This is a genomic window from Enterobacter cloacae complex sp. P29RS (genome assembly GCF_014893445.1).
Lineage (GTDB): Bacteria > Pseudomonadota > Gammaproteobacteria > Enterobacterales > Enterobacteriaceae > Enterobacter > Enterobacter intestinihominis.
Genome location: NZ_JADBPZ010000009.1, coordinates 113,590 through 135,898, shown reverse-complemented (window position 1 = coordinate 135,898; position 22,309 = coordinate 113,590). Strand labels below are relative to the sequence as shown.

General features: G+C 58.3%; 25 protein-coding genes. 10 read left to right on the top strand and 15 right to left on the bottom strand.

Features of this window, described 5'->3' with window-relative positions:
* Window positions 1-2: 2 nt before the first annotated feature.
* The 11 genes from IM282_RS09115 to IM282_RS09065 all read right to left on the bottom strand — a co-directional run bounded on the left by IM282_RS09115 (window position 3) and on the right by IM282_RS09065 (window position 8,573).
* The gene (locus IM282_RS09115) at window positions 3-1,694 is read right to left on the bottom strand and encodes a glycosyltransferase (protein WP_022649684.1); all 1,692 of its coding nucleotides are present in this window, start codon (window positions 1,692-1,694) and stop codon (window positions 3-5) included.
* A complete protein-coding gene (locus IM282_RS09110; RefSeq protein WP_192970336.1) occupies window positions 1,685-2,035 on the bottom strand; it encodes a hydroxymyristoyl-ACP dehydratase in 351 nt (116 codons plus the stop codon). The genes IM282_RS09115 and IM282_RS09110 overlap by 10 nt, the downstream gene beginning before the upstream one ends.
* Window positions 2,022-3,368, bottom strand: coding sequence for an AMP-binding protein (locus tag IM282_RS09105; RefSeq protein ID WP_038416875.1), 1,347 nt, complete (start codon window positions 3,366-3,368; stop codon window positions 2,022-2,024). The genes IM282_RS09110 and IM282_RS09105 overlap by 14 nt, the downstream gene beginning before the upstream one ends.
* Window positions 3,361-3,960: a hypothetical protein gene (locus tag IM282_RS09100; protein WP_045622193.1), complete on the bottom strand. Its 600-nt coding sequence runs from the start codon at window positions 3,958-3,960 to the stop codon at window positions 3,361-3,363. Before IM282_RS09100 ends, IM282_RS09105 begins: the two co-directional genes overlap by 8 nt.
* A complete protein-coding gene (locus IM282_RS09095) occupies window positions 3,932-4,183 on the bottom strand; it encodes an acyl carrier protein (RefSeq protein WP_003861262.1) in 252 nt (83 codons plus the stop codon). Before IM282_RS09095 ends, IM282_RS09100 begins: the two co-directional genes overlap by 29 nt.
* Window positions 4,184-4,194: 11 nt before the next feature.
* A complete protein-coding gene (locus tag IM282_RS09090) occupies window positions 4,195-4,452 on the bottom strand; it encodes a phosphopantetheine-binding protein (protein WP_003861263.1) in 258 nt (85 codons plus the stop codon).
* On the bottom strand, window positions 4,433-5,248 hold the full coding sequence (locus tag IM282_RS09085) for a 1-acyl-sn-glycerol-3-phosphate acyltransferase (protein ID WP_048966280.1): 816 nt from the start codon (window positions 5,246-5,248) through the stop codon (window positions 4,433-4,435). The genes IM282_RS09090 and IM282_RS09085 overlap by 20 nt, the downstream gene beginning before the upstream one ends.
* Complete coding sequence (locus IM282_RS09080; RefSeq protein WP_023307137.1) at window positions 5,245-5,967, bottom strand: beta-ketoacyl synthase chain length factor; 723 nt, start codon at window positions 5,965-5,967, stop codon at window positions 5,245-5,247. Before IM282_RS09080 ends, IM282_RS09085 begins: the two co-directional genes overlap by 4 nt.
* Window positions 5,968-6,092: 125 nt before the next feature.
* Window positions 6,093-7,142 carry an AI-2E family transporter gene (locus tag IM282_RS09075; RefSeq protein ID WP_003861270.1) on the bottom strand — a complete coding sequence of 350 codons (1,050 nt, stop codon included), beginning with the start codon at window positions 7,140-7,142 and terminating at the stop codon, window positions 6,093-6,095.
* A gap of 135 nt (window positions 7,143-7,277) precedes the next feature.
* A complete protein-coding gene (locus IM282_RS09070; RefSeq protein ID WP_022649677.1) occupies window positions 7,278-7,835 on the bottom strand; it encodes a DcrB family lipoprotein in 558 nt (185 codons plus the stop codon).
* A 72-nt stretch (window positions 7,836-7,907) separates the two neighbouring features.
* Window positions 7,908-8,573, bottom strand: coding sequence for a 7-cyano-7-deazaguanine/7-aminomethyl-7-deazaguanine transporter (locus IM282_RS09065; protein ID WP_022649676.1), 666 nt, complete (start codon window positions 8,571-8,573; stop codon window positions 7,908-7,910).
* A gap of 169 nt (window positions 8,574-8,742) precedes the next feature.
* Here IM282_RS09065 and tusA point away from each other — a divergent pair, with 169 nt between their 5' ends.
* The 4 genes from tusA to IM282_RS09045 all read left to right on the top strand — a co-directional run bounded on the left by tusA (window position 8,743) and on the right by IM282_RS09045 (window position 12,010).
* A complete protein-coding gene (gene tusA / locus IM282_RS09060) occupies window positions 8,743-8,985 on the top strand; it encodes a sulfurtransferase TusA (RefSeq protein ID WP_000130627.1) in 243 nt (80 codons plus the stop codon).
* Window positions 8,986-9,219: 234 nt separating this feature from the next.
* Window positions 9,220-10,191 (top strand): TRAP transporter substrate-binding protein, encoded by a 972-nt coding sequence (locus tag IM282_RS09055; RefSeq protein ID WP_192970335.1) that lies wholly within the window; start codon window positions 9,220-9,222, stop codon window positions 10,189-10,191.
* A gap of 12 nt (window positions 10,192-10,203) precedes the next feature.
* Entirely contained in the window at window positions 10,204-10,713 is a 510-nt protein-coding gene (locus tag IM282_RS09050) for a TRAP transporter small permease (protein WP_023298808.1), read from the top strand.
* Between the two features lie 10 nt (window positions 10,714-10,723).
* The gene (locus IM282_RS09045) at window positions 10,724-12,010 is read left to right on the top strand and encodes a TRAP transporter large permease (RefSeq protein ID WP_022649674.1); all 1,287 of its coding nucleotides are present in this window, start codon (window positions 10,724-10,726) and stop codon (window positions 12,008-12,010) included.
* An 89-nt stretch (window positions 12,011-12,099) separates the two neighbouring features.
* Here the strand turns inward: IM282_RS09045 and zntA are convergent, their stop codons facing one another.
* Window positions 12,100-14,271, bottom strand: a complete 2,172-nt coding sequence (gene zntA / locus IM282_RS09040) for a Zn(II)/Cd(II)/Pb(II) translocating P-type ATPase ZntA (RefSeq protein WP_192970334.1) — start codon at window positions 14,269-14,271, stop codon at window positions 12,100-12,102.
* Between the two features lie 76 nt (window positions 14,272-14,347).
* Entirely contained in the window at window positions 14,348-14,974 is a 627-nt protein-coding gene (locus tag IM282_RS09035; protein WP_022649672.1) for a lysoplasmalogenase, read from the bottom strand.
* Between the two features lie 129 nt (window positions 14,975-15,103).
* On the opposite strand from IM282_RS09035, the gene IM282_RS09030 reads away from it, so the two are divergent.
* A complete protein-coding gene (locus IM282_RS09030) occupies window positions 15,104-15,463 on the top strand; it encodes a DUF2500 domain-containing protein (RefSeq protein WP_192970333.1) in 360 nt (119 codons plus the stop codon).
* 85 nt (window positions 15,464-15,548) lie between these two features.
* On the opposite strand, the gene IM282_RS09025 is transcribed toward IM282_RS09030, so the two are convergent.
* Entirely contained in the window at window positions 15,549-15,830 is a 282-nt protein-coding gene (locus IM282_RS09025; protein WP_022649670.1) for a DUF1145 family protein, read from the bottom strand.
* Window positions 15,814-16,416 (bottom strand): 16S rRNA (guanine(966)-N(2))-methyltransferase, encoded by a 603-nt coding sequence (gene rsmD, locus IM282_RS09020; RefSeq protein ID WP_022649669.1) that lies wholly within the window; start codon window positions 16,414-16,416, stop codon window positions 15,814-15,816. The genes IM282_RS09025 and rsmD overlap by 17 nt, the downstream gene beginning before the upstream one ends.
* Window positions 16,417-16,542: 126 nt before the next feature.
* Here rsmD and ftsY point away from each other — a divergent pair, with 126 nt between their 5' ends.
* The 5 genes from ftsY (at window position 16,543) to IM282_RS08995 (ending at window position 22,229) form a co-directional block, all read left to right on the top strand.
* Window positions 16,543-18,003, top strand: a complete 1,461-nt coding sequence (gene ftsY, locus IM282_RS09015) for a signal recognition particle-docking protein FtsY (RefSeq protein ID WP_192970332.1) — start codon at window positions 16,543-16,545, stop codon at window positions 18,001-18,003.
* A 2-nt stretch (window positions 18,004-18,005) separates the two neighbouring features.
* A complete protein-coding gene (gene ftsE, locus IM282_RS09010; protein ID WP_006812284.1) occupies window positions 18,006-18,671 on the top strand; it encodes a cell division ATP-binding protein FtsE in 666 nt (221 codons plus the stop codon).
* Entirely contained in the window at window positions 18,664-19,719 is a 1,056-nt protein-coding gene (gene ftsX, locus IM282_RS09005; protein WP_022649667.1) for a permease-like cell division protein FtsX, read from the top strand. Before ftsE ends, ftsX begins: the two co-directional genes overlap by 8 nt.
* Before the next feature lie 250 nt (window positions 19,720-19,969).
* Entirely contained in the window at window positions 19,970-20,827 is an 858-nt protein-coding gene (gene rpoH, locus IM282_RS09000; protein WP_000159624.1) for an RNA polymerase sigma factor RpoH, read from the top strand.
* A 136-nt stretch (window positions 20,828-20,963) separates the two neighbouring features.
* Window positions 20,964-22,229 carry a 4-aminobutyrate--2-oxoglutarate transaminase gene (locus IM282_RS08995; RefSeq protein ID WP_192970331.1) on the top strand — a complete coding sequence of 422 codons (1,266 nt, stop codon included), beginning with the start codon at window positions 20,964-20,966 and terminating at the stop codon, window positions 22,227-22,229.
* Window positions 22,230-22,309: the final 80 nt, after the last annotated feature.

The window sequence follows — 22,309 nt, the reverse complement described above, 5'->3', positions numbered from 1 at the left end:
CTTTACTCCTTCTCGTTGACCTCTGGCAGCTGCCAGAAATCGAAAAAATTAAACCAGTCGAGCGGCGACAAGAGCGCGTAATGCTCCAGCCGCTGCGCATAGCGATCGACGGTCTGCTGTAGCGCCTGCTGGCGTTCGCCGCGTGGCAGCAGCAGCGGGTCGGCAAACGGCTCGCAGTGCAGGGTCAGCTTTCCCTGCTGGCAGAGGGCAAAAATCAGCACCACCGGGCAGCGCAATAGGGACGCCAGGATAAACGGTCCCTGCGGGAACGGCGCGGGCTGGCCCATAAATTCGCTCCATATCACCCGCCAGCTGCCGCCGCGCTGCGGGGTGACGGCGATGCGATCGCCCACGATCGCCACCCACTCGCCGCGATCCAGCTTCTCTTTAATGAGGATGGCGGTCTCCGGGCCAATGTCGGTGACCGGCATCAGGTGAATGCCCGCCTGCGGCGCCATCTCCTCCATCACCTGTTTAAAACGCTGAGCATTGTCGCTAAAGACCAGCGCGTTGATGGTTTTCGCCCCTTCGCGCTGGGCCAGCGCCCGGCAGGCTTCCACATCGCCAAGATGCGACGCGAGCAGCAGTTTGCCCTGAGGATCGTCAAGACCCAGCGCCTCCTGCGCGCCTGGCGCAAAGACCAGATCGCGATGAAGCTTCATTTCGCCGCGCCAGCTGGCCACTTTGTTCAGCATGGCATGACCGAAGCGCAGGAAGTGGGAAAAACTGTTAAGCCGTACGGGTTGCGGCATTTGCCGCTGTGCCATCACCGTTTTAACCCGCGTCAGCCACTGCTGCGACGCCTGACGCGCAGCGCGGGCGGTCAGCCAGTAGACGGCCGTAACCGGCCACAGCAGGATGGTAAACGCCTTTCGCCCCAGCAACTGCCAGACGCGCAGCATCAGGCGCATGCCCCATAATCCTTTCACCTCCTGCTGCTGCGCCCAGTGCTGCGAGCGGCGACGCATCAGCAGGGAAGGAATGCGCGGCAGCATGCCGAGAAACAGACGGGTATGCATCAACGAGATGCGCACGTTGTCTTTCAGGGCATCGAAATGGGATACCCCGTCCGGCGGATAGGTCACGCGGGTGGGCAGAAAATAGCTCGTGTTGCCCTGCCAGTAGAGGCGCACCATCACTTCAGTATCAAAATCCATCCGCCTGCCGAGCGGCGTGCCCGCCGCCAGGCGCATTACCGGCGCTATCGGGTAAACGCGAAACCCGCACATGCTGTCTTTCAGTTGCAGGGAGAGGGTTTCAATCCAGACCCAGACGTGCGTTATCCAGCGCCCGTACAGGCGCGAACGGGGGATCGAGTCATCATAAACGGGCTGACCGGAAATGAGCGCATCGGGATGGCGTTCGGCCAGCGCCAGCAGTTTGGGGATGTCTTCAATAGCGTGCTGGCCGTCAGCGTCCACCTGAACGGCGTGGGTGAAGCCGCGATCGGCACAGGCTTTCAGCCCCTGCATCACCGCCGCGCCTTTGCCGCTGTTTTCGGCGAGGCGCAGCAGCGTGACCTGCGGACGATCCGCCGCCAGCGCTTCAAGCGTGCGGCGCGTGGTTTCATCACTGCCGTCGTCCACCACCAGACAGGGCAGATCGAAAGGCGCCAGGCGCGCCAGCACCGAAGCCATCATCGCCCCGTGGTTGTAGCACGGGATCAGCACGCAGGGACGGAAGGTTACTGACATAAGCGAATCTTCCCGCTGCTGGCGGTGTGGCGCTCGTTACCCGCATGGCGCTGGTAGCTAAAGGTCAGCATCTGGCGTTCGGGCTGCCAGGCAAGGAGCAGCGTGACCGTGTTCTCCGGCAACAGCGGGGCGGCGAACTTTACGTTCTGAATACTGTGAACACGGTAGCCCGGCGCCAGCGCGGCAGCGTAATGCATCACCCGGTCGAGCTGGGCCACGCCCGGCAGCAGCGGCTGTACGGCGAAATGTCCCTTAAACCAGAGCAGGTCAGGATCAAGATAAAGGGTTATCTCCAGATACCCGGGGCCAGGCTCGCGGCGTTCGATTTCAGGGATTTTCATGAAACAACTCCTGTAGCTGGGCAGTTACGCGCTTGTTCATGCTGTTGACCGGAATTTCATCAACGATCCGCCAGTAGCGCGGTACGGCAACCGGTTCAAGCCAGGGGCGAAGGGCGCGTCGCCAGGCGAGCTCCTGCGCTTTTTTGCTCTGTTCGTGTTGCTGACGCACCGCTTCATTCAGCACCAGCAATACGCCAATACCCTGGCGCCCGCCGCGCGTCACCGTCAGCGCGGCGGCTTCGCGGATGCCGTCCAGCGCCAGCAGGCGGCGCTCAATGTCATCGAGCGAAATGCGCTTATCTTCAATTTTGACCACCCGACCGCGGCGCCCGACGAGGCTGAACTGCCCGTCAGCCGTGAAGTGCAGGATATCATCCAGCAGGACCCCCTCCGCCTCGGGGATCAGCGGCGACGTCACGCGATCGCCGTGAAACGTCACACCGGGGAAAGGCTGCCAGCGGATGCTTTCCTCCTGACGGTAGCGCCAGGCCATAACCCCCGTTTCTGTGCTGCCGTATATTTCATCCGGCCAGACGTTGAGCCAGGCCTGAACCGCGGCGACCTCCTGCCAGGGCAACGCGCCGCCAGCGGAGAAGAGCAGGTTGACGGGGGGCGGCGTCAGTGACGCGTCCAGCCGCTTGAGAAACGCCGGACTGCTGATGAAAAGATAGCGTTTATTGTCGGGAAGGGCAGAGAGCTGCTCGGCATAGTTGAGCAGGCTGGCGTGCAGCGGCAGGCCGAGCGCCATGGGTAAGACGACACGAAACGTCAGGCCATACAGGTGGTGCAGCACCACGGAAGCGACGACGTGACAGCCTGCCAGACGCTCGCCAAAATGTTCCGCCAGCAGACGAGCCTCACGATCCAGGCTGACCACCGGCTTACTCACCCGCTGCGGCGTGCCGGTCGAGCCGGAGGTGTAAAGCTCGATCGTGCGCATCTCATCGATGGCAGGCAGCGGTGAAAAGGGATGGCCTGCCCGCTGAGCGGAAGCCACCCGCAGCTGTCGCCCCTGAAAATCGAGCGTGGTGTCGCTCAGGACGCCGCTGAACAGCGCCCGCTGTTCGTTAAGCTGTGCCGCCCGGCTGTGCCCGGGGAGGACCGGCGTTTTACCCGCATGCAGCGTCGCCAGCAGCGCGACAATAAACAGATAGCCGTTTTCGATGCACAGCGCCCAGCGCTCGCCTTCTTCATCACGCAGCGTGTCGACCAACTGAGTGACGTCGTGGCGCAGATCGCCAAGCGTCCAGAGATGGTTGTCCTGCCAGGCGACAGGGGTGTCGTCAGGGCGGGGGGCACTGAGCCACTGGCTAAGCGGGAGAGGGTTAAGCATCGTTTTTCATCACCCGTTGTCGCACCAGCCACTCGCCGGCCATCAGCGTGCCCATCAGGAGATAGGCAATCATCCCGTTCCACAGCGTCCACAGACGGATATCGGCGTGTAATACGGTAAACAGCGCGATCGCCCCGTTAATAATAAAAAAGCCGCACCAGACCTGGGTAACCCGGCGCGTGTAACGTACCCCGACGGGGGAGAGGTCCGGTTCACGCAGGCGCGCCAGCCGTTCAACGACAGGCATTGCCGTCCACAGCGAACCACCAAACACCACCAGCATCACCAGATTCACCACCACCGGATAAAACAGCACCCACTGGTGCGCGTGCAGGACGTAGCTCGCCGCGCAAAGCGCTATGCCAGCCAGCGCCACGCTCACGAAAAGATAACGCAGGGGACCGCCCTGCCGACGGGCCTGGCAGACGCGTAACAGCAGCACCAGCGCCATCACGGGCAGTATCCCGTGCAGGCTATTATTCGCCAGCCCGAAGCCGATCAAAAACGGCCATGCCAGCAGCATCAGCCCCGTCAGGGCGGGAAGAACTGGAATCGAACGCACGTTACGCGTCGCGCTGAAGCTGTTCCACAACGTCCACGACGTCCTGCACCGTGCGCACCGCTTTGAAGGTTTCGGGCTTGATTTTATGGCCCGTTTTCTTTTGCAGGTGCACTACCATATCGACGGCATCAATGCTGTCGAGATCCAGATCCTCGTAAAGCCGTGCCTCAGGGGTAATATCCTCCGGGGCGATTTCAAACAGCGTAATAAGAAGCGCAGAGACTTCCTGATAAATCGTTTGTTGTTCTGTCATAGCGGTCATTCTCAGGCGCGTTGTTGATGAATAAAAGCCGCGAGCGTGGCAACGGAATAGAAGTGCTGACGCATCTCGTCACTTTCGGCAGAAAGCACTACGCCGTACTGATTTTTTACCGCCAGCCCCAGCTCAAGGGCGTCGATTGAGTCCAGACCGAGGCCGTCGCCAAAGAGCGCGGCGTCTGTATCAATATCCTCTGGGGTAAGTTCTTCCAGATTCAGCGTAGAGATAATGAGATTCTTAATTTCAAGATAGAGCGCTTGCATCTTTCGTTCCTGACAAAGATTGAAGACCGGTTGTTAACTGATGCTGCATATGCCGGTTTAACTGCCTTGCCGCCAGCGCGGGTTCGTGCTGACTCGCATCATAAAAATCATGAATGTTGATGCGTTCGCGAACATCCACGGTGAAAACAGGTTTGTTGGGGGGCACGTTATACCAGCTGCTCTGTTTATCCAGCATCCGTTCGCTACAGTGGATCACCACCACGCGCACGGCGCTGTTGCAGCGAACGGCGATATTCGCCGCCCCACGTTGCAGGGTCATGGCTTCCCCCACCCGGGTGCGGGTGCCTTCAGGGAAGATAAGCAGGGTGTCGCCCTGGGCCAGACGCTGCTGGCTTGCGGCAAGCAGCGTGTCGGCTTCGCTGTTAATCAGATAGTCCGCCGCGCGGATCACGCCGCTGACGAACGGGTTACGCAGCAACGCGCTTTTCACCAGACAGTCGGTTTCGTTCATCACCGACGCCAGCAGAACGTAGTCCAGCAGCGAGGGATGGTTCGCAATCACCAGACAGCCCCGCTCTGCGCGCAAAACGTCCAGGTTGTTGAAACGGTAATCCAGTACCCCTACACCGCGTACCACCGCGAGGAACAGGCGGAAACTGGCAGAAATAGTGCGGCGTGCCAGGCGGCGACGTTGGGTGCGGTCACGCTGGAAAATCAGCAGCAGGTTAAACCACACCAGCGACAGCGTCAGCCCGCCGAGGCCGAACAGGGCGAAGCACAATCCGGTCATCAGCATGCGCCATACCCGATCGAGGCGGGAACGTAACCCTCTCATTGGCGCGTCCATTGCCACAGCAGGCGCTCGCCCGGCAGGGTAAACTGGCGCTCGTCCCGCAGGTAATGGCGCAGGAACTGCAGGCTTTGCGGCAGCGCGGGCTCTTCAGGCCTGCGGTTGGCGTGCGTTTCACAGCTGAGCGTATTTCCGGCCTCAATTACCAGCGCCAGCGCGTAGGGCCAGACGGGCATCTGCGGCGGCAGCCCGGCGTGATAAAACTCCGGCAGCAGACCGTCGAAATCTACCAGTAACACGCGTGAGTAGCCCGCATGCAGCAGGCTCAGCACCTCGCATAAGCTCTGCTGGAAGGTATCCATACCGGCGGAAACCGACGAAGAGACAACAGGCTGACGCGCGGCGATAGTGAGATTGCCGACCGCCGAGTTGTGTACCGACATGGCAAAATCGGTGGGGGAAACGGGCTGATCTGCCGCCAGGGCCTGGAGAATACGAAAATTGCGTTCCAGCTCCCCGTGACGGCTGCTGTAGACGACGGCGTCGATGCGGTGTTTGCGCAGCATCATCAGGCCAAGATCAACGGCCAGCTTGCTGCCTGAATTCAGGCGGCGGGCGGTCATCATCGGCAGATCGGTCAGTTTCGCCAGCGGTGCATCAGGATCGATGGCGTCAGACCGGCGTGACCATGCCTGCCATTCGTCGGCATCGCTGAGTCCTGGCGCTCTTGCCTGCCAGTCGATAAGGGTAAGTGTAAATTTCATCTACGCGCGTCCGCGATAAACCTGTTTCTGTGACTTTTTCTTCGCCAGCGCGATTTGCTGCGCACATCGTACAATGTTGTCGTCGCGCTGGCGAATAAACGTCACTTTTAACCCTTTCCACCCGGTTATCCCGGCAAACGGCTTTTTGGCCGACCCGGACCCAGCAGAATGGCGAGTTTACTGCCTCCTTTCGTGGTTTCCATCCAGATTTTACAGACGCTGGTGAGCGGCACGGAGAGCAGCATGCCCACCGGTCCCAGCAGCCATCCCCAGATCAGTAACGATAAAAACACCACCATCGTCGACATGCCCAGACGGTGACCCATCATGCGCGGTTCGAGAATATTGCCCAGCACCATATGCACGACGAGGAACAGCGCTCCTACCAGCATGCACTCATAAAAACCGTTAAACAGGAACGCCTGGATCATCGGCGGAACGGCAGAAAGCACCGCGCCGATATTGGGCACGTAGTTCAGTAAAAACGCCAGCACGCCCCACATCAGCGCGAACTGCACGTCCAGCAGCACCAGCCCCAGCCAGACGATCACGCCGGTCCACAGGCTTAACAGCGTTTTCAGCGCCAGATATTTGGACACACCCTTCAGCGCGCGATGCAAGCCGGCAATGTGGATCTGCGGATTGTTCAGGGCAAAACGCAGCTTATACGGCACGTGGCGCACTTCGAACAGCATAAACACCACCGTCATCACCAGCAGCAGAATGCTGGCCATTGCCCCGGAAAGCCCGGTCATCAACGTGGTGGCGTAGGTCATCACCTTCTCGGAATCCATCCGGCGCAGCATCCGTTCCGGTGAGATATGCAGATTAACGAACGGCAACATGCGCTGGAGATCGACCAGCTTGCGCGTCAGCTCTTTATTGTACTGCGGCAGCATGGTGGAAAATTCGCTCAGCGAGGCGGCGAGCACGCCGAACAGCGCCGTCAGGACAACCAGCATCACCATCACCACAATGGTAATCGCGACCGGGCGGCTGATGCCCCGGCGTAAAAACCACGTCACCAGCGGGTTGAGGACGATGGCGAAAAACAGCGCCAGCAGAAGCTGAACAATGATATCCGCCGCCGCATGGATACCCGCAAGGATAACCACCAGGCAGGCGAGTTTTAATAAAATATGAAGTCCGGCTTTGTCGGGCGGGCTGGCAGTCATAAGAATTCCTTTTTCCGGGGGGCTTGCTAATTGTAGTGCGCCGGATTCGCTTCGTCTGGAGCGTTAGTCTTAAAGTCATGGAAAAAAAATGGCCCCCGGCGCAAGCGACGGAGGCCACGTCATCCTGGTGAACGATTACTGGATCACGAGGGTGTTAATGATGTTTTCAGCGGTTGCCTGCGCTTTTTGCTGATTATCTGCAGGCAGAGTGATCTGCATGGTCAGCAGTTTATTATCTACCTTGCCGAGAACCACGGAGGAGTAAGCGGTCTGGCCTTTGGCGGAGATGATGCTGTCCAGCTGTTGCAGCGTGTGGCCTTTCAGCTCGATAGACTTATTGGTCACCACCTGAAGCTGCGGGTCGCGGCTGCGCTGCTGATCTTCCAGACGTTTGGACAGCACACCCAGATCTTCGCTGGTATCGTCACCGACAATCACAATGACTGCTTTTTGCCCGGTGGCATCGGAGTAGACGTGCATGTTGTTCGCCTGGGTGCCCAGCTTACCGCTCTGATCGGTCATGTCCGCGGGCAGAGAGAAACTGAGTTTGCCATCCATCAGGCTCACCGGCTGACCGGTGGCGTTGCTTTCTGCTGACGCGCCCTGAGCAGGCGTTTTGGTGTCGCTGTTATCACAGGCTGCAAGGCCAACAACCAGCAGGCCAATCCCGACATATTTAACCAGATTGCGCATTGACTTCTTCCTTTCGATAAACGGCCATAGCGGCTCATTCGTTCATCTTATCACAACTGATAAAGCGAACCCTTAACCTGCCTGCAATGCGGAGATTTCAGATTTATCTGCCAGTCTTTTCAGCAGCATATTCAACAGCACGCCATACATCGGCAGGAAGAAGACCAGGCTGATAAGCACCTTAAAGGCGTAGTCCACCAGAGCGATTTCCATCCAGTGTTCTGCCATGAAGGCGTCCGGGCTGCGCCAGAAGGCAATGAAGAAGAAGGCCAGCGTATCGCTCACGTTACCGAACAGCGTGGAAGCCGTTGGTGCCATCCACCAGCGATGGTTCTGACGCAGGCGGTTAAACACGTGGACATCGAGGATCTGCCCCAGGGCATAGGCCATAAAGCTGGCGGCGGCAATACGCGCGACGAACAGGTTGAAATGCGTCAGGGCTTCGAAGCCCTGCCAGCTTCCCATGTAAAACAGCGAGGAGATGGCGTAGGAGACAAACAGTGCCGGGATCATCACCGCAAAAATAATCCGCCGCGCCAGCGGTGCGCCAAAAATACGCACGGTTAAATCCGTCGCAAGGAAAATGAACGGGAAACTGAACGCGCCCCAGGTGGTATGGAAACCAAAAATGGAGATGGGGAGCTGTACCAGATAGTTACTGGAGATGATCACCAGCAGATGAAATAGCGAAAGCCAGAACAACGCCTTGACGCGCTGCGATTGTGTAAAGGAGTTCATATTGTACCTTTTTGATTAATATTTGGGGTGAGGGAACCCAATAAAGCCGCCGCATGATACTGCTTTAACGACACTTTGCAATGGCTAATTTTCACGCAATCGTTAACCTGGTTTGCATTGGCGATAGCGGGGCGTAAACTACAGCCGTTTTTACCTGAACGAGAAGAACATGACCGACCTGTTTTCCAGCCCAGACCACACGCTTGATGCTCAGGGCCTCCGTTGCCCGGAGCCGGTAATGATGGTGCGTAAGACCGTCCGTAACATGCAGAGCGGCGAAACGCTGCTGATCGTCGCCGATGACCCGGCTACCACCCGTGATATCCCCGGCTTTTGTACCTTTATGGAACATGAGCTGGTGGCGCAGCAAACCGAGACCTTGCCGTACCGGTATTTGATTCGTAAGGGGTAAGTGCGGCCTGACGCCCGGCGGCGCTTCGCTTGCACGGGCCTACGGGTGTAGTAGGTCGGGTAAGGCGCAGCCGCCACCCGACAAGTACTCATCACAATTTCGAACCATCGTTTCAAAATTTCGCGCTTTTTGTGAGGCGCTTCACCCTCCTTTTTCCAGCCGTAGTCTAATTTTTAAACGTCAAAAACTAAAACATCGTTTTAACGCTTATTTCACTACCCTGGAGTTGACTCAATGAAAACGACCCTCAAGCCGTTACTGGCTGCTCTGTGCCTGTCTGCTTTTGCCTGCACCGTTTCTGCCCAGACCATCAAAGCCGCCGATGTGCATCCTGAAGGCTACCCGAACGTGGTGGCGGTTCAGCAGATGGGTGAAAAACTCAAACAACAAACCGATGGCAAGCTGGAGATTAAGGTCTTCCCCGGCGGCGTGCTGGGGGATGAAAAGCAGATGATTGAGCAGGCGCAGATGGGGGCGATTGACATGATCCGCGTCTCTATGGCGCCGGTTGCCGCCATCCTGCCGGATATCGAAGTGTTTACGCTGCCCTACGTATTCCGCGATGAAGACCACATGCACAAGGTGATCGACGGGGATATCGGCAAGCAGATTGGCGACAAGCTGACCGCCAACCCGAAATCGCGCCTGGTCTTCCTCGGCTGGATGGATTCCGGCACCCGCAACCTGATCACCAAAGCGCCGATCGTTAAACCGGAAGACCTGAAAGGGAAGAAGATCCGCGTCCAGGGTAGCCCGGTGGCGCTGGCCACGCTGAAAGCGATGGGGGCGAACTCGGTGGCGATGGGCGTCAGCGAGGTTTACAGCGGCATGCAGACCGGGGTGATCGATGGCGCGGAGAACAACCCGCCAACCTTTATCGCCCACAACTACATGCCGATCGCCAAAAACTACACGCTGAGCGGCCACTTTATCACTCCGGAAATGCTGCTCTACTCCAAAGTGAAATGGGACAAACTCAGCGCTGACGAACAGCAAAAGATCCTGACGCTGGCCCGCGAAGCGCAGTTCGAGCAGCGCAAGCTGTGGAATGCGTATAACGACCAGGCGCTGGCGAAAATGAAGGCCGGCGGCGTGCAGTTCCACGACATCGATAAAACGGTGTTTATCAAGGCGACAGAGCCGGTGCGCGCGCAGTATGGCGACAAGCATCAGGATCTGATGAAAGCCATCGCTGACGTTCAGTAATCCGGAGTACGTATGTCCGAACTCTACCTGAAGTGGATGGATCGTCTGTACCTGCTCGCCATGGCGGTGGCGGGTCTCTCGCTGCTGGTGATGACGATAGTGATCCCCATCGGCATCTTCTCACGCTACGTGCTCAATCGCGGCGAATCCTGGCCGGAACCGATCGCCATTATCTGCATGGTGACGTTTACCTTCATCGGCGCGGCGGTGAGCTACCGCGCCGGGTCGCATATAGCGGTCAACATGCTTACCGACCGCCTGCCCGCGTCGCTGCAAAGGCTGTGCGCGCGGGTAGTGGATCTGCTGATGCTGCTGATTTCTGGCCTGATGTGCTGGTACAGCTACTGGCTGTGCGTTGAGCTGTGGGAGCAGCCGGTGGCGGAGTTTCCGCTCCTGACCTCCGGCGAAAGCTATCTGCCGCTGCCTGTCGGGTCGGCCATTTTGATCCTGTTTGTGCTTGAACGCCTGCTGTTTGGCTCGCAGGAAAACCGTCCGGTCGTGCTGATCGGCAATCACAGTTAAGGGGTGAACAATGGATGCTTTTGTTTTGTTATTCACCCTCGCCATTTTGCTGGCGCTGGGGATGCCGGTGGCCTTCGCCGTCGGCTTAAGCGCCGTGGCGGGCGCGCTGTGGATTGACCTGCCGCTGGAGGCGCTGATGATCCAGATCACCAGCGGGGTCAATAAATTTACCCTGCTGGCAATCCCGTTCTTCATTCTTGCCGGGGCGATCATGGCGGAAGGGGGCATTGCCCGACGGCTGGTGAATTTCGCCTACGTGTTCGTCGGCTTTATCCGCGGTGGGCTGTCGCTGGTGAACATTGTCGCCTCGACGTTCTTCGGCGCGATTTCCGGCTCGTCGGTGGCGGATACGGCGTCTATCGGCAGCGTGATGATCCCGGAGATGGAGAAGAAGGGTTATCCGCGCGAATACGCGGCGGCGGTGACGGCCAGCGGGTCGGTGCAGGCGATTCTGATCCCGCCCAGCCACAACTCGGTGATTTACTCCCTGGCGGCGGGGGGAACGGTCTCCATCGCCACGCTGTTTATCGCGGGCGTGCTGCCGGGCCTGCTGCTGGGGGTGAGCCTGATGGTGCTCTGCCTGTGCTTCGCCCGCAAGCGCGGCTACCCGAAGGGGGACAAAATCCCGTTCAGGCAGGCGCTGAAAATTATGCTCGATGCCCTGTGGGGGCTGATGACGGTGGTGATTATCCTAGGTGGGATCTTGTCCGGGATTTTTACCGCCACCGAATCTGCCGCCGTGGCCTGTCTGTGGGCGTTCTTCGTCACCATGTTTATCTACCGCGACTACAAGTGGAGCGAACTGCCGAAGCTGATGTGCCGCACGGTGAAAACCGTCACCATCGTGATGATTTTAATCGGCTTTGCCGCGGCGTTTGGGGCGGTGATGACCTACATGCAACTGCCGATGCGCATCACCGAATTCTTCACATCGCTCTCCGATAACAAGTACGTGATCCTCATGTACCTCAACATCATGCTGCTGCTGATTGGCACGCTGATGGACATGGCGCCTATCATCCTGATCCTCACGCCGGTGCTGCTGCCGGTGACCAATGCACTGGGTATCGACCCGGTGCATTTTGGGATGATCATGATGGTTAACCTGGGGATTGGGCTGATCACGCCGCCGGTCGGGTCGGTGCTGTTTGTGGCGAGCGCGGTGAGTAAGCAGAAGATCGAACACGTGGTGCGGGCGATGCTGCCGTTTTACGGTATGTTGCTGGTCGTGCTGGGGATGGTGACGTACATTCCGGCGATTTCATTGTGGTTGCCGGGGCTGTTAGGGATGCAGTGACGCGTGCGGCCTGATGCCCTCACCCCGGCCCTCTCCCGCGGGGAGAGGGGGCAAACACGAGAAACGGCAACCCGGTTGCCGTTTCACTTTTACCTTTGACGCAACAACCGCAACGCGTTCGCCGTAACCAGCACCGTCGCCCCCGTATCCGCCAGTACCGCCAGCCACAGTCCGGTCATGCCGAGCAGCGTGGTGATCAGGAAAATCCCCTTCAGACCCAGCGCAATGCCGATGTTCTGCCGAATATTGGCGCGCGTCGCCCGCGCAAGTTCTATCATCTGCGCCAGCCCGGTCAGGCGGTTGTGCGTCAGCGCCGCATCGGCGGTCTCCAGTGCCACGTCGGTGCCGCTGCCCATCGCAATGCCGATGCTGGAAGCTTTCATTGCCGGGGCATCGTTTATTCCGTCCCCGACCATCGCCAGCGGGGCGTTGCTGTTCAGCTCGGTTACCGCGCTGACTTTATCCGCAGGCAACAATCCGGCCTTAAACTCCAGCCCCAGCGCGCCTGCAATCGCCGCCGCCGCGCGCGGATTATCGCCGGTCAGGATCACGCCCTGTACTCCCAGCCTGTGTAGCGCGTCGACGGCGTCTTTCGCATCGTCACGCAGGGTGTCGCGCAGCGCCAGCATGCCCATCGGCACACCGTCCTGCATCACGGTAATGACCGTCTGCCCGGCCTGCTCCAGCGCCTCAACCTGTGGAGTAGAGCGCGCGTCCGCCGCGGCGATCAGCACTTTTTTGCCTTCGACCACAGCTTCAATCCCTGACCCGACCAGCGCTCGCTGGGCCGTTGCCGGAGGGATGTTCAGCCCGCGGCGCTGTGCTTCACGCACAATCGCCTGCGCCAGAGGGTGGGTGGAACCCTGCTCCACGGCAGCGGCCAGCGTCAGCAGGGCGTCTTCACTGATGTCCTGCGGATACACGCCGGTCACCTGCGGCCTGCCGACGGTCAGCGTGCCGGTTTTATCGAAGGCGATGTGCTGGACCTGGCTCAGCTGTTCCAGCGCCGCGCCGCCCTTAATCAGCGCCCCGCGACGTGCCGCCGCCGCCAGCCCGGAGGTAATCGCCGCCGGGGTGGAGATCACCAGCGCACACGGACAGCCGATCAGCAGCAGCGTCAGCCCTTTGTAAATCCAGCCCTCCCACGGTGCGCCGAAGAACAGCGGCGGGACGACGGTGACCAGCAGCGCCACCAGCATGATGGCGGGGGTGTAAATCCGGCTGAAGCGATCGATAAAGCGTTCTACTGGCGCGCGGCGCTCCTCGGCCTCTTCAATCAGCCTGAGGATGCGGTCGATGGCGCTGTCGCCCGGTTCGGAAAGGACCGTCAACTGCACCAGTCGGTCGACGCTGGTGGCGCCCGCAGGCACCTTTTCACCCGCCGCGCGCGCTACCGGGATGGATTCCCCGGTCAGGGCACTTTCGTCAAAACTTGCGGTGGCGGTAACGAGGGCCCCATCGGCTGGCAGACGTCCGCCTGCGGGCACTTCAATCACGTCACCCGGGCGCAGGGTGTTGATGGCGACCGTTTCACGCTGACCATCAATAACCCGCGTGGCGGTTTCCGGCTTTAGCGCCATCAGCGCGCTCACCCCTTTACGCGCCCGGCTCGCCGCCCAGCCCTCAAGGCGTTCGCCAATTAAGAACAGCAGCAGCACCATCGCCGCTTCCGCCGTCGCGCCAATAAACAGCGCCCCGATAGCCGCCACGCTCATCAGCGTTTCGATGGCAAACCAGCTGCCGCTTCTCATCAGACGCAGCGCCTGACGGGCAATCGGGAACAGGCCAACCAGCGTGGTGGCGATAAACGCCAGGTTGCCGAACGGGTGGTTGATCTGCTCCAGCCCCCAGCTCAGGGCCATCATCATGATGAGGGTGATAAGGGGCAGGTTTTCTTTTAGCGGGGACGTTTTTTCTGCGGGCGCCGTTTCGCTGCGCAGGGTATAACCCGCTTTGCTGACGGCGGCTTCAACCTGTCTGCTGACGTCGTTTTCGGCGCTGACCAGCAGCTTTTCGGTAGCGAACAGCACCTGAACGTGGCTCACGCCCGGCACCTGCTTCACCGCGTTTTCCACTTTGCGGGCGCAGGCCGCGCAGTCCATGCCGTTGACGACCCAGCTGTAGTGATTGCCGCTTTCAGGCAGCGTTTGAGTTTGCGTTTCGCATGCGCCCTCGCAGCAGCAGTCCTCTTTTGGCGGAACCGGGCTGAGCTTAAGTGCCGAGAATTGGGGAACTTTTTTAGGTATTTCTGGAGTCGACATGGCAGTCTCCGGTAATGATAATTTTCTCATTAACCGCAGCATACACTCTGGAGTCGACTCCAGAGTCAAGCGTTATTTAGATATACAGTGAACGCACAATCAGGAAGTGTCCGGCAAAGTAACAGGCGGCAGAAATCGCATTATCCGCACGGAAGCGGCGGCGATAGTGGCTGCCCAGCCAGACGATGTTACCCAACAACAACAGTGCGGCACCGAAGAACGCGGACATCGCAGGCGCTGTCGGACGGAAGAACCACAGCTCGCCCGCCAGCCACACCATCACCAGCGTCATGGCGATAAACGTACACACCGGCAGACGCATCTCTTCCAGACGCGACCAGATCACCGCGATCAGCAGGGCGCCAATCACCAGCAGCACCAGCGGCAGCGGCCAGAAGATGGAGAGCGTCATCTGGCTGGCAAAGTAGATGGTATAGAGCAGATGCGACAGGAAGAATGCCCCCACGGCGTACAGCAGACGCTGGCGCGGCAGCAGGGTTAAGGCATCGCCAATCAGGGACGCACACAGCCCCGCGAGGACAAGATAGCTGATGGCGTTAAACATCGGTGCCTGCCAGGCAAGCAACAGCAGGAGCAATAGCGTGACGGGTTTAAACAACCAGCGCTGCCAGGCTGGGCCACGGTAAGACGCATCGACGTAAAGCCATGCGGAAAAACAGACAGCGATAAATGACCAAAGCATATTAACTCCCTGTAACTGTTGAGGCTGAATGATCAGTTTCTGATCCAGTGTAGTGACGCGAGCGGGCGTTTGGCAATGCCGGGGCAGGCGAGGTATCCTGAATTCCGCATAATCTGATGGGATTTTTCAATGAGCAAGATGCCGCTGTTTTTTATTGTCGTGCTGGCGATTATCGTCATTGCCGCCTCGTTTCGCTTCGTGCAGCAGCGCCGTGAGAAGGCCGACAACGATGCCGCGCCGCTGATGCAAAAGCGCGTGGTGGTGACGAACAAGCGCGAGAAACCGCTTAATGACAGCCGATCCCGCCAGCAGCAGGTGACGCCTGCGGGCACAACGATGCGCTATGAAGCGAGCTTTAAGCCGGAAACCGGCGGGCTGGAGATGACCTTCCGACTGGAGGCGCAGCAGTACCACCAGCTGACGGTGGGGGAGAAAGGCACGCTGAGCTACAAAGGGTCGCGGTTTGAAGGGTTTGAACCGGAGCAGTAATTTTCCCCTCACCCCGGCCCTCTCCCCGAAGGGGAGAGGGTGTAAGCGTCCCCTCTCCCTGTGGGAGAGGGTTAGGGTGAGGCGGTTACTTCTTCACCTGCGCCTTAAACTTCTTCATCCACACCAGCAGCTCAAATACGCCGAAAATAAACACCCGTAGCTGCTGCCAGCCGGTCATCGGTGGGCTATCTTTCGGCAGTCCGTTTTTCAGCATCACCATCTGCAAGGCATGCATGAACGCGGTGAAAATCAGCGCCACGTTAATGAAGATATTCAGCGGACGCGGGAACGGGTGCACCAGATTCAAAATCAAAAATGCCCAGACGCCCAGCATCAGCAAGCGCCCTACGTTAATCAGTACTGGCATCGGATCCTCCTTGTGCCTGACGGTGATACAGACGATAAGCCACCTGGCCGGCGACCTTCTCGCGGTGCAGATCCCAGTGAACGGGAACGGGCGGCAGACCATTTTCCACTTCGCTTTCAACGTAAATCAGCGCGTCGTCTGCCAGCCAGCCATTTTTTTCCAGCAACGATAATGTCTCTTCCAGCAGCCCTTTACGGAACGGCGGGTCAACAAACACCACGTTGAACGGCGTCCCCTGTTGCGCGAGGAAGCTCAGCGTGTTGGTATTCACCACTTTGGCGTTGGTTGCTTTCAGCGTAGCCAAATTTTGCTGCAACGTCTGCGCGACGCCGCGCTCCATCTCCAGCAGCGTGGCGCTCGCAGCATAGCGCGACAGCGCTTCCAGCCCTAATGCACCGCTTCCGGCGAAGCAGTCCAGGCAATGGGCGTCTACCATTGACGGGGCGAGCCAGTTAAACAGCGTCTCGCGAACGCGGTCCGTGGTAGGGCGTAAACCGGGGCTGTCCGGCACCGGTAATTTCCGGCCTCGCCACTGACCGCCGATAATGCGAATTTGACCGGCCGGGGCGCGGGTGGGTTTCTTCATCTCAGGAAAGCTCTGTTAACAATGCCCTGCGATTGCGGGCGGTGATGTCAATTAAGTAAAGTGTTAGACTATTTCATCATTTTTTTAGCTTCCCTGTATATAGCGCCGCGAGGAGTGTAGTCGCAGATGGCAAAACAAAAAAAACGTGGCTTCTTTTCCTGGTTGGGTTTCGGTGAAAAAGAGCAAGAAACAGAACAGAAAACCGAAGAACAGCAGGTTGTAGAAGAGCAGTCACAGCCTGAAACGCCTGTCGAAACCGCTGCGGTTGTCGAAGCGGAAGAGCCAGCCCACAGCAAAGAAGAGATTGAATCCTTTGCCGAAGAGGTGGTTGAGGTTACCGAACAGGTTCAGGAGAGCGAAAAACCAGAGCCGGTTATCGTTGAAACCCTTACCGAAGCGCCGCAGGCCGCTATCGAACACGAAGCGCTGCCGCTGCCGGAAGAGGTGAAAGCTGAAGAAGTTTCTGCCGAAGAGTGGCAGGCCGAAGCGGAAACCGTTGAAATTGTTGAGGCGGTGGAAGAAGAAGCGGCCCTTGAGCCAGAGCTGACCGACGAAGAGCTGGAGGCCCAGGCGCTGGCGGCGGAAGCGGCTGAAGAAGCGGTCATCGTCGTGCCGGTGGAAGAGCAGGCCGAAGAAGAGATCGTTCAGGAGCAGGAAAAACCGACCAAAGAAGGTTTCTTCGCGCGCCTGAAGCGCAGCCTGCTCAAAACCAAAGAAAACTTAGGTTCCGGATTTATCAGTCTGTTCCGCGGCAAGAAGATCGACGACGATCTGTTTGAGGAGCTGGAAGAGCAACTGCTGATTGCGGATGTGGGCGTGGAGACCACCCGGAAAATCATCGCCAACCTGACCGAAGGAGCGAACCGCAAACAGCTGCGTGACGCCGAGGCGCTGTACGGCCTGCTGAAAGACGAGATGGGTGAAATTCTCGCAAAAGTTGACGAACCGCTTAATATTGAAGGCAAAACGCCCTTTGTTATTCTGATGGTTGGCGTCAACGGCGTGGGTAAAACCACCACCATCGGCAAGCTGGCGCGCCAGTTTGAGCAGCAGGGCAAATCGGTGATGCTGGCGGCGGGCGATACGTTCCGTGCGGCAGCGGTGGAACAGCTCCAGGTGTGGGGCCAGCGCAACAATATTCCGGTCATTGCCCAGCACACCGGCGCGGATTCCGCGTCCGTGATTTTCGATGCCATCCAGGCGGCGAAGTCGCGTAATGTGGACGTGCTGATTGCAGATACCGCAGGGCGTTTGCAGAACAAATCGCACCTGATGGAAGAGCTGAAGAAAATCGTTCGCGTCATGAAGAAGCTGGACGAAGATGCACCGCATGAAATTATGCTGACTATCGACGCCAGCACCGGACAGAACGCCATCAGCCAGGCGAAGCTGTTCAATGAAGCGGTAGGACTGACCGGGATCACGCTGACCAAGCTGGACGGCACCGCGAAAGGCGGGGTGATCTTCTCCGTGGCCGACCAGTTCGGCATTCCTATCCGTTATATCGGTGTGGGCGAGCGTATTGAGGATTTACGTCCGTTTAAAGCGGACGACTTTATTGAGGCACTATTTGCCCGAGAGGACTAACAATGATTCGCTTTGAACACGTCAGCAAGGCCTATCTCGGCGGGAGACAAGCGCTGCAGGGGGTAACATTCCACCTCCAGCCAGGCGAGATGGCATTCCTGACCGGCCATTCCGGCGCGGGGAAAAGTACCCTGCTCAAGCTGATCTGTGGGATCGAGCGGCCAAGTGCCGGGAAAATCTGGTTCAGCGGCCATGAAATTAGCCGTCTTAAGAACCGTGAAGTGCCGTTCCTGCGTCGTCAGATTGGCATGATTTTCCAGGATCACCACCTGCTGATGGATCGCACGGTTTTCGATAACGTCGCTATCCCGCTGATTATTGCCGGCGCCAGTTACGATGATATCCGCCGACGCGTTTCGGCGGCGCTGGATAAGGTCGGGCTGCTGGACAAAGCGAAGAACTTCCCGATCCAGCTCTCCGGCGGTGAGCAGCAGCGCGTGGGCATCGCCCGTGCGGTGGTGAACAAGCCTGCCGTCTTGCTGGCGGATGAACCGACCGGTAACCTGGACGATGCCCTCTCTGAAGGGATCCTGCGTCTGTTTGAGGAATTTAACCGCGTGGGGGTCACGGTACTGATGGCGACGCACGACATGGGGCTTATCTCACGCCGTTCGTACCGCATGCTGACCCTGAGCGACGGGCATTTGCACGGAGGCCACGGTGAATAAGCGTGATGCAATGAACCAGATTCGGCAGTTCAGCAACCGGTTTGACCGTTTCCGCAAGCCTCAGGGCGGCGGGGACGGCAATCGCCATGCGCCTAAGCGTGCCAAAGCGACACCGAAACCGAACTCCCGCAAAACCAACGTCTTCAACGAACAGGTGCGCTACGCCTTCCAGGGCGCGTTGCAGGATCTAAAAAGCAAACCGCTGGCGACGTTCCTGACGGTGATGGTGATTGCCATCTCCCTGACGCTGCCCAGCGTCTGCTACATGGTTTACAAAAACGTGAACCAGGCGGCATCCCAGTACTATCCGTCGCCGCAGATTACCGTTTATCTGGATAAAGCCCTCGACGATAACGCGGCGGCTCAGGTAGTGGGGCAGATTCAGGCCGAGCAGGGCGTGGAGAAGGTGAACTATCTTTCCCGCGATGAAGCGCTGGGCGAGTTCCGCAACTGGTCCGGGTTCGGCGGCGCGCTGGATATGCTGGAAGAGAACCCGCTGCCCGCCGTGGCGGTGGTGATCCCGAAGCTCGATTTCCAGGGCACCGATTCGCTCAACACCCTGCGCGACCGCATTACCCGCATCAATGGGATTGATGAAGTGCGCATGGACGACAGCTGGTTTGCCCGCCTTGCCGCCCTGACCGGGCTGGTGGGGCGCGTATCGGCGATGATCGGCGTGCTGATGGTGGCGGCGGTGTTCCTCGTCATCGGTAACAGCGTGCGCCTGAGCATCTTCGCCCGTCGCGATACCATCAACGTGCAGAAACTGATTGGCGCAACGGATGGTTTCATCCTCCGCCCGTTCCTCTATGGCGGCGCGTTATTAGGTTTTTCTGGTGCATTTCTTTCATTGATTTTGTCAGAAATTTTGGTGATGCGGCTGTCGTCTGCCGTCACCGAGGTGGCGCAGGTTTTCGGAACGAAGTTTGATATCAGTGGCTTAGGGTTCGATGAGTGCCTGCTGTTGCTGCTGGTCTGCTCCATGATCGGCTGGGTGGCGGCATGGCTGGCAACGGTTCAACATTTACGCCACTTTACTCCCGACTAATAAAAGCGTGATATAATCTTTCCCTGCACCGAGATGTTCGCTTGCAGGGAAAGCGTCCCTGTTGTCTCTTCCCCTGTAATCATCTTCATGTCACATTTTGTGCGTAATTTATTCACTGTTGCACCTGGAACTTGTGGATAAAATCACTGTCTGATAAAAGAGTGAATGCTAATCTCGTTGCTCAAACGCTTTGGCATGGTTGTTGCCTGACGGGGACAACCTGGACCAGAAGAAACATTGAGAGGAATGAATGACCAAAGAAATGCAAACTTTAGCTTTAGCCCCTGTTGGTAACCTGGAATCTTACATCCGGGCTGCGAACACCTGGCCGATGTTAACGGCTGAGGAAGAAAAGGAGCTTGCTGAAAAGCTGCATTACCAGGGCGATCTGGAAGCAGCTAAAACGCTGATCCTGTCTCACCTGCGCTTTGTTGTTCACGTTGCTCGTAATTATGCGGGCTACGGCCTGCCGCAGGCGGACCTGATTCAGGAAGGTAACATTGGCCTGATGAAGGCGGTACGTCGCTTCAACCCGGAAGTGGGTGTGCGACTCGTCTCCTTCGCCGTGCACTGGATCAAAGCGGAAATTCACGAATACGTCCTGCGTAACTGGCGTATTGTGAAAGTCGCCACGACGAAAGCGCAGCGCAAACTGTTCTTCAACCTGCGTAAAACCAAGCAGCGTCTGGGCTGGTTCAACCAGGATGAAGTAGAAATGGTGGCGCGCGAGCTGGGCGTTTCCAGCAAAGACGTCCGCGAGATGGAATCCCGTATGGCCGCGCAGGACATGACGTTTGATATGTCTGCCGACGACGATGCCTCCGACAGCCAGCCGATGGCCCCGGTCCTGTATCTGCAGGATAAAACCTCTAACTTTGCTGACGGCATTGAAGAGGATAACTGGGAAGACCAGGCGGCAAACAAGCTGACCTTCGCGATGGAAGGCCTCGACGAGCGTAGCCAGGATATCATCCGTGCCCGCTGGCTGGACGAAGATAACAAGTCCACGTTGCAGGAACTGGCCGACCGCTACGGCGTCTCCGCTGAACGTGTGCGTCAGCTTGAGAAGAACGCCATGAAAAAACTTCGCGCCGCTATCGAAGCGTAATTTCCGCGAAGTACACCGAGAACCCCTGGATGAGAGTCTGGGGGTTTTGTTTTTTTAGCGCCCGCTCTGGCGAATTTCTTCCCCCTGGCAAACACTTACTGATGCGCTAAGCAGGCGACTTTCAGAGGGTGACAGGGTGAAAAATAACGAACTGAACGACCGGCGTTTACAGGCGACGCCGCGCGGTATCGGCGTCATGTGTAACTTCTATGCCGATAAAGCCGAAAACGCCACGGTGTGGGATGTAGAAGGTAACGAGTATATTGATTTTGCCGCCGGGATCGCCGTGCTGAATACCGGGCATCGCCATCCTAAAGTTATCGCCGCCATCGAAAAACAGCTTCATGCCTTTACCCATACCGCTTACCAGATCGTCCCCTATGAAGGTTATGTGGCGCTTGCCGAGCGCATCAACCAGCGCGTACCCATAGAGGGGCCAGCCAAAACCGCCTTTTTCTCAACCGGTGCAGAAGCGGTCGAAAACGCGGTGAAAATTGCCCGCGCGTACACCAGACGTCCCGGCCTTATCACCTTCGGCGGCGCGTTCCACGGCCGTACCTTTATGACCATGGCGCTGACCGGCAAAGTGGCGCCCTATAAGCTCGGCTTCGGCCCGTTCCCCGGCTCGGTGTACCACGCGCAATTCCCCAACAACCTGCACGGCGTCAGTACCGCCGAAGCGTTAAAAAGCCTGGAGCGCATCTTCAAAGCCGATATCGCGCCCGATCAGGTGGCGGCAATCATTATTGAACCGGTCCAGGGCGAGGGCGGATTCAACGTCGCGCCCGCTGATTTTATGCAGGCGCTGCGTGCCCTGTGCGATACCCACGGGATTTTACTGATTGCCGACGAAGTGCAAACCGGCTTCGCCCGTACCGGCAAGCTATTCTCCATGGAAAACCACTGCGTGAAGCCCGATCTGATCACCATGGCGAAAAGCCTGGCGGGCGGAATGCCGCTCTCTGCCGTCTCTGGCCGGGCAGAGGTGATGGACGCGCCCGCTCCGGGCGGACTGGGCGGCACCTACGCGGGTAACCCGCTGGCGATTGCGGCGGCCCATGCGGTGCTGGACGTGATTGACGAGGAAGATCTCTGCACGCGCGCGTCTCATCTCGGCCATCATCTTGTCGAGGTGCTGACTAAAGCGAAGGATGGCTGTCCCTGGATCGCCGATATCCGTGGACAGGGCTCGATGGTGGCGGTGGAATTTACCGATCCGCAAACCGGACAGCCGTCGCCGGAATTTACCCGTCAGGTTCAGGAGCGCGCGTTGAACGAAGGGCTGCTGCTTTTGAGTTGCGGCGTCTACGGCAACGTTATCCGCTTCCTCTACCCGCTCACCATCCCCGAAGCGCAGTTCCGTAAAGCGCTGGATATTATTTCCGCCTCGCTGACACGATAAAGCCAAAAGCCCGGCTGAAATGAAGGTCGGGCTTATCATATTTTCATTTCAAATTAGCTATTCCAAAATCATAAAAATGG

Bases quoted from the DNA above. Each gene is read 5' to 3' on its own strand.
- IM282_RS09115 (WP_022649684.1), bottom strand. From the start codon at position 1,694: ATGTCAGTAACCTTCCGTCCCTGCGTGCTGATCCCGTGCTACAACCAC.
- IM282_RS09110 (WP_192970336.1), bottom strand. From the start codon at position 2,035: ATGAAAATCCCTGAAATCGAACGCCGCGAGCCTGGCCCCGGGTATCTG.
- IM282_RS09105 (WP_038416875.1), bottom strand. From the start codon at position 3,368: ATGCTTAACCCTCTCCCGCTTAGCCAGTGGCTCAGTGCCCCCCGCCCT.
- IM282_RS09095 (WP_003861262.1), bottom strand. From the start codon at position 4,183: ATGACAGAACAACAAACGATTTATCAGGAAGTCTCTGCGCTTCTTATT.
- IM282_RS09090 (WP_003861263.1), bottom strand. From the start codon at position 4,452: ATGCAAGCGCTCTATCTTGAAATTAAGAATCTCATTATCTCTACGCTG.
- IM282_RS09085 (WP_048966280.1), bottom strand. From the start codon at position 5,248: ATGAGAGGGTTACGTTCCCGCCTCGATCGGGTATGGCGCATGCTGATG.
- IM282_RS09080 (WP_023307137.1), bottom strand. From the start codon at position 5,967: ATGAAATTTACACTTACCCTTATCGACTGGCAGGCAAGAGCGCCAGGA.
- IM282_RS09075 (WP_003861270.1), bottom strand. From the start codon at position 7,142: ATGACTGCCAGCCCGCCCGACAAAGCCGGACTTCATATTTTATTAAAA.
- IM282_RS09070 (WP_022649677.1), bottom strand. From the start codon at position 7,835: ATGCGCAATCTGGTTAAATATGTCGGGATTGGCCTGCTGGTTGTTGGC.
- IM282_RS09065 (WP_022649676.1), bottom strand. From the start codon at position 8,573: ATGAACTCCTTTACACAATCGCAGCGCGTCAAGGCGTTGTTCTGGCTT.
- tusA (WP_000130627.1), top strand. From the start codon at position 8,743: ATGACCGACCTGTTTTCCAGCCCAGACCACACGCTTGATGCTCAGGGC.
- IM282_RS09055 (WP_192970335.1), top strand. From the start codon at position 9,220: ATGAAAACGACCCTCAAGCCGTTACTGGCTGCTCTGTGCCTGTCTGCT.
- IM282_RS09050 (WP_023298808.1), top strand. From the start codon at position 10,204: ATGTCCGAACTCTACCTGAAGTGGATGGATCGTCTGTACCTGCTCGCC.
- IM282_RS09045 (WP_022649674.1), top strand. From the start codon at position 10,724: ATGGATGCTTTTGTTTTGTTATTCACCCTCGCCATTTTGCTGGCGCTG.
- zntA (WP_192970334.1), bottom strand. From the start codon at position 14,271: ATGTCGACTCCAGAAATACCTAAAAAAGTTCCCCAATTCTCGGCACTT.
- IM282_RS09035 (WP_022649672.1), bottom strand. From the start codon at position 14,974: ATGCTTTGGTCATTTATCGCTGTCTGTTTTTCCGCATGGCTTTACGTC.
- IM282_RS09030 (WP_192970333.1), top strand. From the start codon at position 15,104: ATGAGCAAGATGCCGCTGTTTTTTATTGTCGTGCTGGCGATTATCGTC.
- IM282_RS09025 (WP_022649670.1), bottom strand. From the start codon at position 15,830: ATGCCAGTACTGATTAACGTAGGGCGCTTGCTGATGCTGGGCGTCTGG.
- rsmD (WP_022649669.1), bottom strand. From the start codon at position 16,416: ATGAAGAAACCCACCCGCGCCCCGGCCGGTCAAATTCGCATTATCGGC.
- ftsY (WP_192970332.1), top strand. From the start codon at position 16,543: ATGGCAAAACAAAAAAAACGTGGCTTCTTTTCCTGGTTGGGTTTCGGT.
- ftsE (WP_006812284.1), top strand. From the start codon at position 18,006: ATGATTCGCTTTGAACACGTCAGCAAGGCCTATCTCGGCGGGAGACAA.
- rpoH (WP_000159624.1), top strand. From the start codon at position 19,970: ATGACCAAAGAAATGCAAACTTTAGCTTTAGCCCCTGTTGGTAACCTG.